Annotated in this window: 14 protein-coding genes; 2 read left to right on the top strand and 12 right to left on the bottom strand. The window is 70.3% G+C overall.

The annotated features are described in order from the left end of the window. The first annotated feature begins 34 nt into the window (after positions 1-34). Positions 35-493, top strand: a complete 459-nt coding sequence (locus LK06_RS26165) for a nuclear transport factor 2 family protein (RefSeq protein WP_199806371.1) — start codon at positions 35-37, stop codon at positions 491-493. 78 nt (positions 494-571) lie between these two features. On the opposite strand, the gene LK06_RS26160 is transcribed toward LK06_RS26165, so the two are convergent. From LK06_RS26160 to LK06_RS26120, 9 genes are all read right to left on the bottom strand, one after another. Then, positions 572-1,744 (bottom strand): MFS transporter, encoded by a 1,173-nt coding sequence (locus LK06_RS26160; RefSeq protein ID WP_039656700.1) that lies wholly within the window; start codon positions 1,742-1,744, stop codon positions 572-574. Further along, positions 1,744-2,274, bottom strand: a complete 531-nt coding sequence (locus LK06_RS26155; RefSeq protein ID WP_039656701.1) for a GNAT family N-acetyltransferase — start codon at positions 2,272-2,274, stop codon at positions 1,744-1,746. The genes LK06_RS26160 and LK06_RS26155 overlap by 1 nt, the downstream gene beginning before the upstream one ends. After that, on the bottom strand, positions 2,271-3,503 hold the full coding sequence (locus LK06_RS26150; protein WP_039656703.1) for an alanine racemase: 1,233 nt from the start codon (positions 3,501-3,503) through the stop codon (positions 2,271-2,273). Before LK06_RS26150 ends, LK06_RS26155 begins: the two co-directional genes overlap by 4 nt. Then, positions 3,500-4,834 (bottom strand): DUF6271 family protein, encoded by a 1,335-nt coding sequence (locus LK06_RS26145; RefSeq protein WP_234367507.1) that lies wholly within the window; start codon positions 4,832-4,834, stop codon positions 3,500-3,502. The genes LK06_RS26150 and LK06_RS26145 overlap by 4 nt, the downstream gene beginning before the upstream one ends. Continuing rightward, positions 4,831-5,898, bottom strand: a complete 1,068-nt coding sequence (locus LK06_RS26140) for a phytanoyl-CoA dioxygenase family protein (protein ID WP_039656704.1) — start codon at positions 5,896-5,898, stop codon at positions 4,831-4,833. Before LK06_RS26140 ends, LK06_RS26145 begins: the two co-directional genes overlap by 4 nt. A 153-nt stretch (positions 5,899-6,051) precedes the next feature. Next, positions 6,052-7,548, bottom strand: a complete 1,497-nt coding sequence (locus tag LK06_RS26135; protein WP_043434996.1) for a glycoside hydrolase family 3 protein — start codon at positions 7,546-7,548, stop codon at positions 6,052-6,054. An 8-nt stretch (positions 7,549-7,556) separates the two neighbouring features. Next, positions 7,557-8,387: a carbohydrate ABC transporter permease gene (locus tag LK06_RS26130; protein WP_039656707.1), complete on the bottom strand. Its 831-nt coding sequence runs from the start codon at positions 8,385-8,387 to the stop codon at positions 7,557-7,559. Then, complete coding sequence (locus tag LK06_RS26125; RefSeq protein ID WP_039656709.1) at positions 8,384-9,382, bottom strand: carbohydrate ABC transporter permease; 999 nt, start codon at positions 9,380-9,382, stop codon at positions 8,384-8,386. The genes LK06_RS26130 and LK06_RS26125 overlap by 4 nt, the downstream gene beginning before the upstream one ends. Before the next feature lie 83 nt (positions 9,383-9,465). Further along, positions 9,466-10,746: an extracellular solute-binding protein gene (locus LK06_RS26120; protein ID WP_039656712.1), complete on the bottom strand. Its 1,281-nt coding sequence runs from the start codon at positions 10,744-10,746 to the stop codon at positions 9,466-9,468. 314 nt (positions 10,747-11,060) lie between these two features. On the opposite strand from LK06_RS26120, the gene LK06_RS26115 reads away from it, so the two are divergent. Continuing rightward, positions 11,061-11,891, top strand: coding sequence for a GntR family transcriptional regulator (locus LK06_RS26115; protein ID WP_039656713.1), 831 nt, complete (start codon positions 11,061-11,063; stop codon positions 11,889-11,891). A gap of 568 nt (positions 11,892-12,459) precedes the next feature. Here LK06_RS26115 and LK06_RS26110 read toward each other — a convergent pair. From LK06_RS26110 to LK06_RS26100, 3 genes are all read right to left on the bottom strand, one after another. After that, positions 12,460-12,885: a DUF6299 family protein gene (locus LK06_RS26110; RefSeq protein ID WP_039656715.1), complete on the bottom strand. Its 426-nt coding sequence runs from the start codon at positions 12,883-12,885 to the stop codon at positions 12,460-12,462. Positions 12,886-13,153: 268 nt separating this feature from the next. Further along, entirely contained in the window at positions 13,154-13,552 is a 399-nt protein-coding gene (locus tag LK06_RS26105) for a RidA family protein (RefSeq protein WP_039656716.1), read from the bottom strand. Further along, positions 13,549-14,685 carry an acyl-CoA dehydrogenase family protein gene (locus LK06_RS26100; RefSeq protein ID WP_039656718.1) on the bottom strand — a complete coding sequence of 379 codons (1,137 nt, stop codon included), beginning with the start codon at positions 14,683-14,685 and terminating at the stop codon, positions 13,549-13,551. The genes LK06_RS26105 and LK06_RS26100 overlap by 4 nt, the downstream gene beginning before the upstream one ends. Positions 14,686-14,885 lie beyond the last annotated feature (200 nt).

Genomic DNA, 14,885 nt, shown 5'->3' with positions numbered 1-14,885 from the left:
GAACGCACGTTCTCAACGCGAGGAGGCCACCGTGCTGGAAGATCGCCCGCCCTATCCGCCGTTCACTCTGGAGACCGCCCTACAGAAGGTCCAAGCCGCCGAGGACGCGTGGAACACCCGCGACCCCCAACGGGTGGCGCTGGGCTACACACCGGACTCGACGTGGCGGAACCGGGACACGTTCGTCAGCGGTCGTGAGGAGATCGTCGCCTTCCTGACGCGGAAGTGGCAGCTCGAACTGGACTACGCGCTGCGCAAGAACCTCTGGGGGTTCCACGACAACCGGATCGCCGTCCGCTTCCAGTACGAGTGGCACGACACGGGGGGCCAGTGGTGGCGCAGCTACGGAAACGAACTGTGGGAGTTCGATGAGCACGGCCTCATGCGACGCCGCGAGGCGAGCATCAACGACGCCGCCATCACCGAAGCCGAACGGCGCATCCACGGCCCTCGCCCCGCGGACACCTACGAGAGCGACTTCCCGCTCCGCTAGGCCTGTCCGGGTGGCCCAAGAGCCCGGGGCCCGCTGGCGGCCGGTGAGCCGCGCCGGCGCCCTGATCCGGCCCCGTGGTCATCCGACGGCCGGCACCCGGGCCCGCCAGGGGATCCAGACGGCGGTGACGGCGACGATCAGCGCCGAGGCCGCCACCGCGGCCATGCCCAGGGTGAGGTTGGCCGCGCTCGCCACGAAGCCGATCAGGGCCGGACCGCCCAGCAGGCCGGTAGTGCCCATGGCGGCGACCAGGGCCAGGGAGTCCGAGCCGCGTTCGGCGGCGGCAACGTACACGCACGGCGTGACGGCGGCTGCGCCCAGTCCGACACAGGCGAAGCCGAGGAGCGTGGGAACCACTCCGCCGACGAGCAGGGCGAGGGCCAGACCGGCGCCGGCCACGGTGCTGCCGGTGCGGACCACGCGTCCGTCGCCCCATCGGGTGCGCCAGCGGTCCGCACAGACGCGGGCCAGCAGCATCATCACCGAGACGACCGCGATGCCGAGCGGGGCCACCGTCGCCGACGCCCTGACGACGTCCTTCAGGTAGAGCGTCGACCAGTCGTTCATGGCGCCCTCGGTAATCGTGCCGAAGACCATGGCGCAGCCCATGAGCAGGGTCCTGCCGGACGGCGGACTCAGGCGCCTGCGTCGCTCCGACGTGTCCGGGTGCGCCGGCCCGGTGTCCGGGTCGTCGAGCAGAGCCGGGCGGGCACAGCCGAGCAGGAGCAGTAGCAGGGATCCGGCCACCGTGAAGTGGGCCGGGAGGGACGGGGTCGCCGTGGTGACCGCCGAGGCCAACAGCGCGGCGGTGAGCAGCCCCGCGCTGAACGTGGCGTGCAGCTGGGACATGGCCGTGCGACCGTACTCCTTCTCCAGCGCGGCGCCCTGGGCGTTCATGGCGACGTTGAGGCAGCCGACCGCGACTCCGTCGGCGCAGACGGTCATGACCGCGAGGGGGTAGTCCGGTACCACGGACAGGGCCGCCAGCACGGCGGTGAGGCACAGGGCTGAGGCCAGGGAGAGGCGCCGGGAACCCAGGCGGCGCATCAGGACGGCGACGAGCGGGAATGAGGCGGCGGCGCCGGCCCCGCAGGCCATGAGCAGCAGGCCGACCTCCCCGGCGCCCAGGTCCAGCCGGGTCTTGAGCGCCGGGAGCCGGGAGACCCAGGTGCCGTACTGGAAGCCCAGGAAGCAGAACAACGCCGCGATCGACCACTTGGCGCGCTGGAAGGAGGGTGCGGGCATGGGCATCAGACCGCGTCCCGTCCCTCGTGGGGCCGGGAGGCGGCCATCTGCGCCACCATGTAGACCGCGTCGCCGCCGTAACCCGGCGGCAACCGCGTCCCAGGGTGGGGCCGGTAGCCGTTGGCCCGCCAGAACGTCTCCCTGCCCGCAACCGCGATCAGCGACATGGTCTCGAAGCCGCGGGCACGGGCCTCGTCGGTCAGCCGACGCACCAGCCGGGTGCCGAGGCCCCTGCGCCGCAGTGGCGCGGTGACGACGAGATCGTGCAGATGGAGGTTGACCGAGTGGTGGACGACCCCTTCCGGGCGGGTCAGGTCGGGGCAGCGGAATCTCGGGTAGGGCAAGGCGAGGACGTAGCCCGCGAGCTGGCCGTCGACGTCGAGCGCGAAGCAGGTGCCGGCCGAGGCCCGGGCCCGGGAACGCAGCAGCTCCTCACCCTCGGTCAGGGAGGGGTCCGTGTACGCCTCCGCCTCCAGTGCGGCCACCTGCGGCCAGTCGGCGTCGGCTATCCCCCGTGTGCGTATGAGGTGTTTCATCTTCCGTACCGTTCTCCCCGGCTCGCGGCCCCGCCGGCACCGCGTACGCAGACGCACGGCAGCGGGCGGACGCCGTTGAAGCCCTGGGTCATGTAACTGGTGGCGTACGCACCGGCGGAGAGGATCCACACCGGGTCGCCCGAGGTGACCGCCCCGGGGACGCGGACCGGGTGCCGTCCGCCACCGTAGGCATCGTCGCTGTCGCAGGTGGGGCCCGCGACGATCGCAAGGACGTGGCCCCGGTCGTCGGGCTGGCCGGGGAAGACCAGCGGGTGGGTCACCTGGTCCATTTCGTACAGCCCGTTGAACTTGCCGCAGCTCAGGTAGAGCCAGTCGCTGTCCGCCCCGTCCGGCAGCCGGCGGCGGGTCAGCCGCGAGACATGGGCGCGGACGACACCGTGGTCGGCGACCAGGTGGCGGCCCGGTTCCATGACGAAGGCGAGCGGGGCGCAGGCGAGCTCGCGTAGGCGCTCCATGCCTTCGCGCAGCACGGTGAGGATCTTGTCCAGCGGCGGATCGAGGCGGTTGCCGTGGCGGTCCCGGTAGCCGAGCGCAGGCAGACCGCCGCCGAGGTTGACATGGTCGAGCACGATCCCCTGCCCGGCCAACGCGGTCAGGGTCGCGGCGAGGGTTTCGAGGGCTTGCTGCCAGGCCTCGCCGGTCATCTGTTGGGAACCGACGTGGACCGATAGGCCCGCCGGGGTGAGTCCGGCCGCACGGGCGGTGGCCAGCACGCGGACGGCGTCGTCGGGTGCGCAGCCGAACTTGCGGTCCAGTCCCCACAAGGCGCCCTCCCCGCTGGTGGCGATGCGGCAGAACACCCGTGCGCCACAGGCGTGTTCGGCGATCGCGGTGACGTCCTCGACGCTGTCGGTGGCGAACGTGCGGATGCCGAGCCGGTGGGCGTCGGCGATGTCCCGGTCAGACTTGACGGTGTTGCCGTAGTGGATGCGTTCCGGCGGGGCGCCGGTCCGCAGAGCCTGGGCCACCTCGGCGGGGCTCGCCGCGTCGAAGCCTGCGCCCCGGTCCGCGAGGCAGCGCATGACCTCGTCCACGGGGCAGGCCTTGAGGGCGAAACGGACCTGGAGTCCGGGCAGTTCGCGGACGAGCCGGTCGTACTGCGCCTCGATGCCGGTGAGGTCGTAGATCACGCGGTCGCTGTGAGCCGCCTGCAGTGCGGCGGTGAGGGGTGCGCTGATTCCCCCGGGCAGTGCTGTGCTGGTCTTCACTCTGTTGCGTCCTCGTGGCCGAGTACGGTCGTGCGGGCGGCGCGCACCAGCGCTGGCCAGGCCCCGATCAGATGGATGAAGTCCTCCACGTCCCGCTGGGCCTGGTCGAGTAACCGGTCACGTTCTTCGGCGATCCGGTCAGCGAAGTCCGCGTAGCGTCCACCGAGCTTGCGGTAGGAGACGTCGATCCGGTCCAGTCGCCAGGTGTTCTCGGCACGGTCCAGCAGGGTGCTCTCGCGCAACAGACCGGTGATCGCCTCGGGTCGGACGCGCTGCTGGTCGTCCAGGAGCTGGTCTCCGGCGGCGGCCATCCGGTCGTAGACGTGATGGAAGTAGAGCATGGACAGCAAGAACTTCACGAACCTTCGCTGGTAGGCAGGGAATCCGGTGTCGGTGCGGCGTTCGGGGGTGTGGAAGTTCTCGATGTGCCGGTTGTGCAGGATGCCGGGCAGCCCCGCGTCGTGGATGAGGTGGAGGAGGAAATAGTCGCTGCCGATGGTGTCGGTGGCGGGGGGCAGCGGGATGCGGTCGTACACCGCGTGGTCGAAGGCGATATTGCACATGTCGACCCGCATCGGGTCGACCCGGGTGAGCGTCGACTGGTCACCGCTGAAGGGTGCGGTTCCCGCTCCCCTGAACGACTCCTCGACCAGCTGCCGTTTGCGCTCCAAAGGCCAGCCACCAGGCGCCCACAGGCTGACCACGTCGTGGTAGACGCTCTCGTCCAACCTCCGTATCTCGCCGATGTCGACGGAGAGCTCACCGATGAAGGACGCGCCGGCCAGCGACACTGGACGATGGATGAGGTCGGGGTCCACGTCGGTGCGGGTGACACCGGCCGCTGCCTCGGTGGCTGGCCGGCCCAACCAGGGCAGCTCGTGCTGGATGGGGAACACCGGTTCGTCGTTGTGCAGTTGGTAGGTGCTGTCGGAGTCCCTGCGGTGCACGGAGCGGCAGCCGAGCGCGGTGGCCAGCAGGAAGGCACGGTTGGTGCAGGCGCCGTAGGAGACGGCTGTCGGCACCATGAGGTGCAGCAGCCGCTCCGGCTCGGGCAGGCCGGCCCGTTCGATCGCCCGGTGCAGGAAGTCCCGCTGGGACTGCTCGCTGAGGTGGTGCACGGTCACCCGGGGGGTCGGTGGCAGGGCCGCGACGGTCCGGGAGTGCTCGGCTCGGGTGCGGTCGTCGCAGGAGTCGAGGATCAGCAGGCTGACGTCGGTGCCGAAGCGGCGGGCGGCGTAGGCGGCTTCGTCGTGGAGCGCTGCGATGGTGGCCGGGCAGGCCCGGTTGGTGGGCAGGCACAGGCAGATCGGTGCTGTGGTGGCCCGGTTCACCGTGCGGTCCCGTCTGCGGTCGATTTCCCGGTCGTCTCGCCGGTCGCCTCCCTGGTCCAGGAGTCGAGCCCGAGCAGCTTCCTGCCGAGCGGGTTGAGCGTGGCCGGACCGTAGCGGTCGGCCTCCGGTTCGCGGGCGTCGCCGAGCAGCGTGGCGTTCCAGTCGGGGGTGGCAAGGGTGCGCCAGGACCGCACCCGAGATGCGCGCAGGGCCGTGTGCTCCTCCAGGGCGGGCATCATCGACAGGTACTGGACGGCCCGGACACCGTTGTCAGAGAGGTTCGGGGCTACCCCGTGCGCCAGTAGCCCGTTGAAGATCAGCAGGTCGCCGGCTTGGAGGTCAGGGCGGACGACGGGGAACTCACAACGGTCGGTCGCCGGCCTGACCGGGTCACGGCCGGCCGGCTGGGCGATCCGCCACTCGTCGAACCTGCGGAACAGTTCCGGGGCGCATTGGAAGCCGCCGAGTGCTGGCCGGGTGTCGGTGAGCGCGATGATCCCCTGCACCCGTTGCGGAAGCACGGCGAGGGTGGTGTCCACGTCCCAGTGCAGCTCGATGTCGAAACCCTCGTGGGTGGGCTCGATCAGGGAACGGGAACGGGAACGCCGGTTGGGGGGGTTGAGGTTGAGCCGGTCGAGGGTGACCCACAGTTCCTCACAGTCCCAGATGTCCACGAAGGCGTCGTGGACGCGCTGCGTCTGGCGGCTGTCCCAGAGCAACTGGTGGTGGTACGCCTCGACGAAGCCGTAGATGTAGAGGTGCTGGTCGAGTTCGGAGCGGAACTCCGGTTCCCTGTACCAGGTCTCGGGGTGGTCCGGATCGAGGCCCTGGAACTGCCAGGCGAATTCCAGCAGGCCCTTCGCTTCGCCGGGGCTGATGGCCTCGCGGACGATGACGTAGCCGTACGTCTGCCAGAAGGCGAAGTCCTCTTCGGACAGCACCCTGAGGGGCTGTGTCTTGTCGATGTCGCGCAATGGTGTCGGGGCGAGGTAGGTCTCCCCGTCGGCGCTGAAGTAGGGGCGGTCGGTCGCGGCTCGGTGGAGGTAGGGGGCGGGTGTCTGCATGCGATCACTCCGGGGCGGTCGGACGGGAGCACCGTCGGTGCGGATGTGAGACATGTGCCGGTGGCAAGCGCCAGGACGCAGGAGGCCACCGGGTTCCCTGGGAGAGGTGGAGGTGGGCCGCCCGCTGGCGTCGGGCGGCCGTTGGTGCGCGGGTCAGCCGGAGGCCACGGCTTCGGCAGCCGCCACCCCGCAGACGCGGGCCGCGCCGTAGGTGGCGATGTGCAGGGCGCCGCGCGGCGCAGCCTGCGGCAGGCCCATCTCGACGACCACCGTGTCGGGGCGGGCCGCGAGCAGGGTGTCGAGGGCGGAGCCCATCCAGTCGTGCCGGTGTTCGTCACGGACCACGGCGACGATCCGGCGGCTACCGGCCGCGGCCAGGGCCGCGGTGCCGGCGTCGGTGCCGGTGCCGGTGCCGGTGAAGGAGCCGGACGCACTACCGGGCAACAGCCGGGCCAGTTCGACGGCTACCCCCCATGGGGTCTCGTCGCCGACGGCGATGTTGGGCGTCGGGTTGAAGGTGGCGACGTACACCGGTCCGGTGACCGGTGCGTCGGCGTCGTTCCGGGTCACGGTCAGGGCGCGGCGGGCAGCGACCAGGCCGATCTCCGGTTCGGGCGTGGCGGCGCGGCCACTGCGCGCCCCCACGGTCCAGGCGGCCAGGGCACGCACCCGGGCGGCCGCGTCGGCAAGCCGCTCCTCGGGCAGTTCGCCGGAGCGTACGGCGGCCACGAGCGCGTCCCGCAGCTTCAGCACGGTGCCCTCGTCGCACAGGCCGCCGCCCACGCAAATAGCGTCAGCGCCTGCCGCGATCGCCAGGACCACCCCGTGTGCCAGGCCGTAGGTGCCGGATATCGCGCGCATCTCGATGCCGTCGGTGACGATCAGTCCCTGGTAGCCGAGTTCGCCGCGCAGCAGTTCGGTGAGGATGCGCCGGGAGAGGGTGCCTGGGCGCTCCGGGTCCAGGGCGGGGACGAGGATGTGCGCGCTCATGATGGCACGGGTGCCGGCGGCTATGGCCGCCCGGAAGGGCGGCAGTTCACGTGCGTAGAGGGTGTCGGTGTCGACGTCGATGCGTGGAACGGCGTGGTGGGAGTCGACGCTGGTGTCGCCGTGGCCGGGGAAGTGCTTGGTGCAGGCGGCGACACCGGAGGACTGCAGGCCCTCGACCCAGGCCGCGGTGTGCCGGGCCACCAGGTCGGTGCTCGTGCCGAAGGAGCGGACACCGATGACGGGGTTGCCGGGGTTGGCGTTGACGTCGGCGGAGGGCGCCCAGTCGAAGTTGACACCGCAGGCCGCGAGGCGCCGGCCCAGCTCGCGGGAGACGGCCCGGGTCAGGCCGGTGTCGTCGACCGCGCCGAGGGCGTGGTTGCCGGGGAAGGAGGAGCCGGTGCGGACGTCGAGGCGGGTGACGTCACCGCTCTCCTCATCGATGGCGACCAGCACGTCGTCCCGTTCGGCGCGCAACTGGGCGGTGAGTGCGCTGACTTGTTCCTCGCTGACGACGTTGCGGCCGAACAGGGCGACTGAGGCGAGGCCTTCGTCGAGGCGTCGGCGCACCCAGTCGGGCGCGATGGTGCCGTCGAACCCCGGTTGCAGCACCGCTAGGGCGTTCCGGGTCAGGGTGTCGGGGCCGGTGGCGAGTGTGGTCATCGGGGGCGTCATCCCTTCACGGCGCCGTCGGTCAGACCGCTGACAGCCTTGCGTTGCAGGAAGATGAAGAGGATCAGGATGGGCAGCGCGAAGAGCGACGAAGCGGCCATCGTGGCGCCCCAGTCATCACCGAAGGCGGTCTGGAACTGGGACAGCCACAGGGGCAGGGTCTGCTTCTCGATGTCCTTGTTGAGGATCAGGACGAGCGGGAACTCGTTCCAGGCGGTGATGAAGCCGAACAGCGAGGTCGCCATCAGGCCGGGTGCAAGCAGCGGGAAGATCACGCGGACGAAGGCCTGGGTCCGGGTACAGCCGTCGACCATCGCTGACTCCTCCAGCTCCTTCGGCACGGCGGCCACGTAGCCGCGCAGCGTCAGGATGGTCAGGGGCAGCACCATGACCGTGTAGAAGACCGTGAGCGGGACCAGGCTGTCCAGCATGTCGTTGTCTCGCACGATCATGTAGATGGCGATGACCATGACCTCCCAGGGCGCCATCTGCGCCAGCATGAAGGTCACGATGAAGCCGCGCCGCCCCTTGAACCGCATCCGGGCGAGGGCGAACGCCGCGAACAGGGCGATGACCAGTGACAGGGCCACCGCGCTGACCGTGACGGTGACCGAGTTGGCGACCAGGGTCCAGAAGTGGTCGGCGTGGACTGCCTTGGAGAAGTGGCCGAAGGTGATGTCGGTCGGGAACCACACCGGGGCCTCGGAGATGATGTCGCCGGTCGGCTTGAAGGCCGTCGCGAACATCCAGTAGACGGGGAACACGAAGCCGATGAAGAGGATGACGGCGGTCGCGTTGGGCCAGAAACGGCCGAAGACCGAGCGCTTCACAGCTCGTCCTCCTCTTGCTTGAGCACCATGCGCAGGTAGTACGAGGTGATGACGAGCAGGACCAGGATGGTCAGGAAGGAGATGGCCGCGCCGACCCCGAAGTGCTGGTTGCCGACGCCCTGGACGAACGCGTAGATCGGCAGGGTCTCGGTGAGGTGGTCGGGGCCGCCCTCGTTGATCGCGAAGATCTGCGGGAACGCCTTGAAGACCCAGATGACTTCGAGGAAGGTCGTGGCGTACAGGAAGGGCCGCAGGAACGGGAAGGTGACCGAGGTGAAGGACTTCCACGCGCCGGCGCCGTCCAGGGACGCGGCCTCGTACAGCTCCCGGGGGATCGTGGTGGTGGCGGCGTAGAGGTTGATCGCCACGAAGGGGATCGATTGCCAGACGATGAGCAGTGTGATCACCGAGAAGGTGGAGAGCTGGGTGCTGAACCAGTTGTAGTCGGCCATGGAATGCCAGCCGAGCTTGTCCAGGACCCAGTTGACGACGCCGAAGCGTTGGGCGAACAGCCACTGGTAGACGGTGGTGGCGGCGATGATGGGCATGGCCCAGGCAAGGACCAGGCCGAGCAGGAGGAGCAGCCGCATTTTCTTGCCGAGGCGGGCCAGCAGCAGACCGACCAGGGTGCCGAGTACCATGATCAGGATGACGTTGGCGGCGGTGAAGAACACCGAGCGCTCGACGACGTGCCAGAAGTCCGGACCGGTCAGGACCTCACGGTAGTTGTCGAAGCCGTTCCACTCGGTGAGGTGCTGGATGAGCTGCCGCGGGTTGAGGTTCTGGAACGACAGCATGCCGTTCTTCACCAGGGGCCAGCCGAGCAGGACCAGTGTGGCCAGCAGCGCGGGCAGCAGGAGCAGGTAGGGGGCGGCGGCGCGGCGGCCGGGCGGTGTCCGGGAGGTGCTGTCCCCACCTCTCGGGGGCGCCGGCACCCGGGCCTTGCGGACAGCGGGCCCCCCGGCCGTGTCCGTGCCTTCGGTCTGCACTGACATGAGTTGCCATCTCTTCCGTGGCCGTACGAAGAACGACACTGGTGAGCCGGGGGGCACCGGCACGGCGCCCCCCGGCGCGGTCATCAGTTCTGCTGGGCCAGGCGCTGGTTGATCTCGCCCTCGACCTGCTTGGCGGCGTCCGCCGGGGACTTACCGTTCAGCACCGCGGTCATGTAGGACTTGATCGGGTTGGGGCTGTTCTCCACCGCGGCCCACTCGGGGATCAGCGGGGTGGTGCCACCGACCGCGGCGCCCGGCGCGGCGGCCTCGGCGACGGCATTGCCCTTGAGGTTGGACTCCAGGGACTTCTTGTTCGGGATGACGCCGTTGAGCTTGGCCAGTTCGCCCTCGTACGTGTCGGACAGGGCGATCTTCAGGAACTCCTTGGCCAGGGCCTGCTTCTTGCTGTTCTGGGCGACGGCGAGGTTGGAGCCGCCGAGGAAGACACCTTCGGGCTTGTCGGCCGTCTCGCCGGGGACGGTGAAGTAGCCGAGGTCCTTTTCGATGGACTTGTTGGCCTGGATGGCGGTGCCGGCTTCCCAACCCATGCCGATGAACGCGCCGGTCTTGCCCTTGGCGAAGACCTCGGCCTGCTGCGGGTTGGCCTCGTCCTTGTCCTTGGGGGCCTTGGAGTAGGAGGCGTACTTCTTGTAGATCTCCATGGCCTTGGCGACCTTGGGGTCGCCCAGGTTGGAGACGTACTTGTCGCCGTCCTTCTTCACCAGGTCAGCGCCCTGGCCGATGGTCAGGCCGTCGAAGAAGTACCAGTTCTGGCCCGGCATGTACAGCGGCTCGGCGTCGGTCTTCTTGCCGATGGTGTCCAGGTCCTTGAAGAACTCGTCCCGGGTCTTCGGGGTGTCCTTGATACCGGCTTTCGCCCAGATCTTCTTGTTGTAGATGACGACGCGGTTGGCAAAGTACCAGGGGGCGGCGTACTGCTTACCGTCGTAGACCGAGGACTGGGAGACCGAGGGCGTCCAGTCGGCGCCGATCTCGTTCTTGAGGTCGCCCAGGTCAGCGAGGCCGCCGGTGGCCGCATAGGCCGGGGTCTGGGTGTTGCCGACCTCCAGGACGTCCGGCGGGTTGGATTCCGAGAGGGCGGTGGTGATCTTCTGCTGGATCCCGTCCCACTTCTGGGTCTCGAATTTCACCTTGGCGCCGGTCTTCTTCTCGAAGGCGGCCGTGACGTCCTTGACCCACTGATCCGGCACGGAACCGCTCATTGTCCAGACCTTCAGGGTCTGGCCCTTGAAGCTGTCCGGGCCTGCGTTCTTGCTGCTGTCCTTGTCGTCGTTGCCGCCACACGCCGACACGGAGACCATCATGCCCGCGATCACGATCGCGGCTGCGAGCTTGCGCTTCACGCCACCCTCCTCAGGGATGCCACTAATCCCCCCACGCCCTCGGCGGTGACCTGCGTACGACGCTGTTGCACGTAGGGCTCGGGAACTGACCACTAATGGTGTAGACCAGTACCGTGGAGCTTGGCCTAGACCTTTCGGGGTGTCAAGGGTGGTCCGAGAAGCCGATCCCGGCCGTTACGAGAAAGTCACCGGAGTGCATCCGTCCGCATCCACCCCACAGGTCCGGACCACCCGACCGGCCCTCCGGTTGGACTAGACCATAGGACGGTTGGTCGCTATAACGGGAGGCCACCGACACAGCCGGGAAGGCAGGCATGACCACCGACGTCAGCAGCGCCCAGCCGCACAGCGGGGCGCCCGGCCGCACCGCGCGCGTGCCGAAGTACTACCGGATCAAACAACAGCTCCTGGCCATGACCGAGGTGCTGGAGCCCGGTTCCGCCATGCCCGCGGAACGTCTGCTCGCCGTCCGGTTCAGCACCTCACGCACCACCATCCGGCAGGCCCTGCAGGAACTCGTCGGCGAGGGTCGCCTCGACCGGATCCAGGGCAAGGGCACCTTCGTCGCGCAGCCGAAGCTGTACCGCACCCTCCAGCTGACCTCTCACACCGAGGACATGCGCGCCCAGGGCCTGACGCCCGCCTCACACGTGCTGGACATCGGGGAGATTCCCGCGGACGAGAAGCTGTCGGGCCTGCTCGACATCGGGCTCGGCGAGCACGTGCTGCGCATCGAACGACTGCGGCTCGCCAGCGGCGACCCCATGGCGATCGAAACGACCCACCTGTCCGTGCGACGCTTTCCCGGGCTGCGGCGCTCCCTGGCCACGTACCCCTCCCTCTACACGGCACTGGCCGAGGTCTACGGTGTTCATCTCGCCGAGGCCGACGAGACCATCGAGACCTCGCTGTCCACCCCGCGCGAGGCGCAGCTGCTCGCCACCGACGTGGGGCTGCCGATGCTGCTGCTGTCCCGGCACTCGCGGGATGCGGAGGGCACCCCGGTGGAGTGGGTGCGCTCGGTGTACCGCGGCTCCCGCTACAAGTTCGTGGCCGCGCTGCGCCGGCCGGATCTGCGCCTCGCGCCCTCGGGGGCACGGCCGAGGACCGCTCCGCCGGACCGGGACGGCCTCGGCCGCGCCTGAGCCAGGAGGACCGGGGCGGCCGGGGCGCGGGCCGGGGAGCAGGGACGGCCGGCGGGTCCCGGCACGCGGGGAAGACACACGTCCCCGCCGCCGCGGGTCCTACGACGTCCGCCGGTCCCTGCGCGGCCTTGCGGCATCGTGCCTGCCGCGGGGCCGGCACACTGGCACCCGCGACGGCACGCGGACGGTGGACCCCGCCGGGTCGAAGCGGGGCGCCCACCGGCGACCGGCTGCCATGGGATCGGACCCGGCAAGCCGGCATTCACCAATCACGCGTCCCCGCCCACCCGCGAAGCAGGAGAAACGTCCTCGGCTCCTCGTCGGGCGCGGTCGTGCTCGCCCGGGCCGCCCCCTCCGGCGTGGGGATCCCGCGCCAGGTATGACGTGGGGCGCCGCCGGCGACGAACTCCCGGCCCGGAAGATCGGCGCGGAAGAGCACCGCGCCGTCGCCCCGTGCCAGGTGGACCGTCGAGCCGGCCGGACCCGGGCGCCCGGCGGCCCCGCGGGCAACACGAACGTCCGGCCCCTTCCGGAGGGGCCGGACGGCGGCCGGTGGCACGTGCCCGGCTCACCCCTGGATGAGCTTGACGTCCCGGTCCGTGACCGCATGGAAGGCCGGCAGCGGCGCGATGCCCGAGGGACGCAGCTCCATGAGGGAGGCCCGTACATGGGCCGTCCCCACCGTGAGCGCCTCCGAGGAGACCTTGCCGGAGTTCGTCCAGCGGTGCTCGGCACCGTCGCACCGGGCGGCGCCGCCGCCGATGCCGTGCCTGACGCGAGGGTCACCCTGGCTGACGGACGAGCTGACGAACACCGGTCCGGTGCCCGGGGTGCAGCGGTAGCTGCCGGAGAGGGTGACCGTGCCGTCGGACGCGATCCGGCCGGCCGGGTCGACGGTGACGGCCTCGAAGGGGTCGGCACCGGCCGAACCGATCGCGGAGCACAGCAGGGCGGCGGCGCCGAGAGCCGCGGCTAGGGCGGGGCGTACGAGCACGGGATACCTCCGGTTCCACGGGGTTGGGGGCTCCACTGGTACCGGGCGACCGCGCCGGGAGGTGTGACCGTCACCCCATCGGTGGCGCGTCACGCACGGGCCGGAACGGCGGATCAGCTGCCGGGGACAGCAGGACGAACGTCCAGAACAGCTGTGCGGCGCCGGGCCGGTCGGCGCACCGGGACACGGCGGCATCGCCCCGCCGGGCCGCCCGACCTCCGGACGATGCGTGGACCCTACGGCGTCACGACAACCCGGCCACGCAGCCCTACGGCAGTACGGCGAACCCGTCCAGCTCTACGAGCGCCTGCTCGTCCCACAGCCGGACCACCTGCACCACCGCCATCGCGGGATAATCGCGGCCTGCCACGTCGCGCCAGATGCGGCCGAGTTCGCCAGCGCACTGCCGGTAGGCGACGATGTCCGTGGCGTAGACGGTGACACGGGCGAGGTCGGCCGGGGTACCACCAGCCGCACGCAGGGCGGCGAGCAGGTTGCCAAGCGCCGTCCCGAACTGCTCGGGCAGCGCGTCACCGGCGATCTTGCCGTCCCCGTCGAGGGCGGTCTGCCCCGCCAGGAACACCACGCGGGAACCGGCCGCGACGACCGCGTGGGAGAAGCCCGTGGGCGGGGACAGTTCGGGCGGATTGACTCGCTCGGTCGTCACCTGACCTCCCGGTCCTGGGTCATGGCATACAACTCCTTGGCGATGATGCCCCGTTGGACCTCACTGGCTCCCTCGTAGATGCGCGGCGCACGCACCTCGCGGTAGAGGTGTTCGAGGAGGTGGCCGCGGCGCAGGGCGAGGGCTCCGTGCAGTTGGACGGCGGCGTCGACGACGTACTGCGCGGTCTCGGTGGCGAGCAGCTTGGCCATCGCGGCACGCCGGGGCACGTCGACCGCGCCTTCGTCGTACGCCGCGGCCGCCGCATACACCATCAGTCGCGCAGCCTCGGTGCGCAGCGCCATCTCGGCAGTCTGGTGGGAGACCGCCTGAAGGTCCATCAACCGACCTCCGAACGCCTGGCGTTGACGGGTGTGATCGAGGGTGGCATCGAGCGCGGCCTGTGCCATGCCGACCGCGAAGGCGCCCACACTGGGACGGAAGAGGTTGAGGGTGCCCATGGCGACGGCGAAGCCGCGGTCGACCTCACCGAGCACGTCGTCGGCGGTGACCGGCACGGCGTCGAAGTCGAGTGCACCGATGGGGTGCGGTGAGATCATCTCCAGTGCCGTGCCGGTGAGTCCGGGCCGGTCGGCAGGGACCAGGAAGGCGGTCACGCCCCGGGATCCGGCACCGGGCGTGGTACGCGCGAAGACCGTGTAGAAGTCGGCCTCGGGGGCGTTGGAGATCCAGCACTTGGCTCCGGTGAGCCGCCAGGCGTGGCTGCCGTCGGGCTCGGCCGCCAAGGCCAGCGCCGCGGCGTCCGAACCGGCTCCGGGCTCGCTCAGCGCGAAGGCAGCCACCGCACTGCCGTCGGCGACCCTGGGGAGCCAGTGTCCGCGCTGGACGGGGGTGCCGTGGGCGTGCACCGGATGAGCACCCAACCCCTGGAGGGCGAGGGCGGTCTCGGCCTCGATGCAGGCCTGCGCCAGGGACTCCCGCATCAGGCACAGGTCGAGCGCGCCGGAAGCGAACAGCCGACGCGGCAGCCCGAGCCTGCCGAGTTCGGTGAGCAGCGGCCGGTTGACACGGCCGGGATCGCCCTGGTCGGCGAGCGGGCGCAGCCGTCGTGCGGCCAGCGTGCGCAGCTCCGCACACCAGGCGATCTGCTCCGGTTCGAGCGAGAATGCGGGCACTGCCCTTCCTCCCTCCGGGGCGGGCCTCCACGCCCCTCCCCACCACCATCCGAGAGGGCCCCGGCCCTCGGGCCCCTTCCTCGCCGTCCAGGGCGGGACCGGGGCGGCCTCATCCCGTCACACCCCACGTTATCGCGAAGAGTTGACTGCCGTCACCAACGCGATACGCTCCAATGGCGAGCCCACCACGACACCGGCGC

It is taken from the genome of Streptomyces pluripotens (assembly GCF_000802245.2).
Lineage (GTDB): Bacteria > Actinomycetota > Actinomycetes > Streptomycetales > Streptomycetaceae > Streptomyces > Streptomyces pluripotens.
The sequence above is the reverse complement of the archived record's forward strand: the minus strand, read 5'-3'. Positions and strand labels throughout refer to the sequence as shown.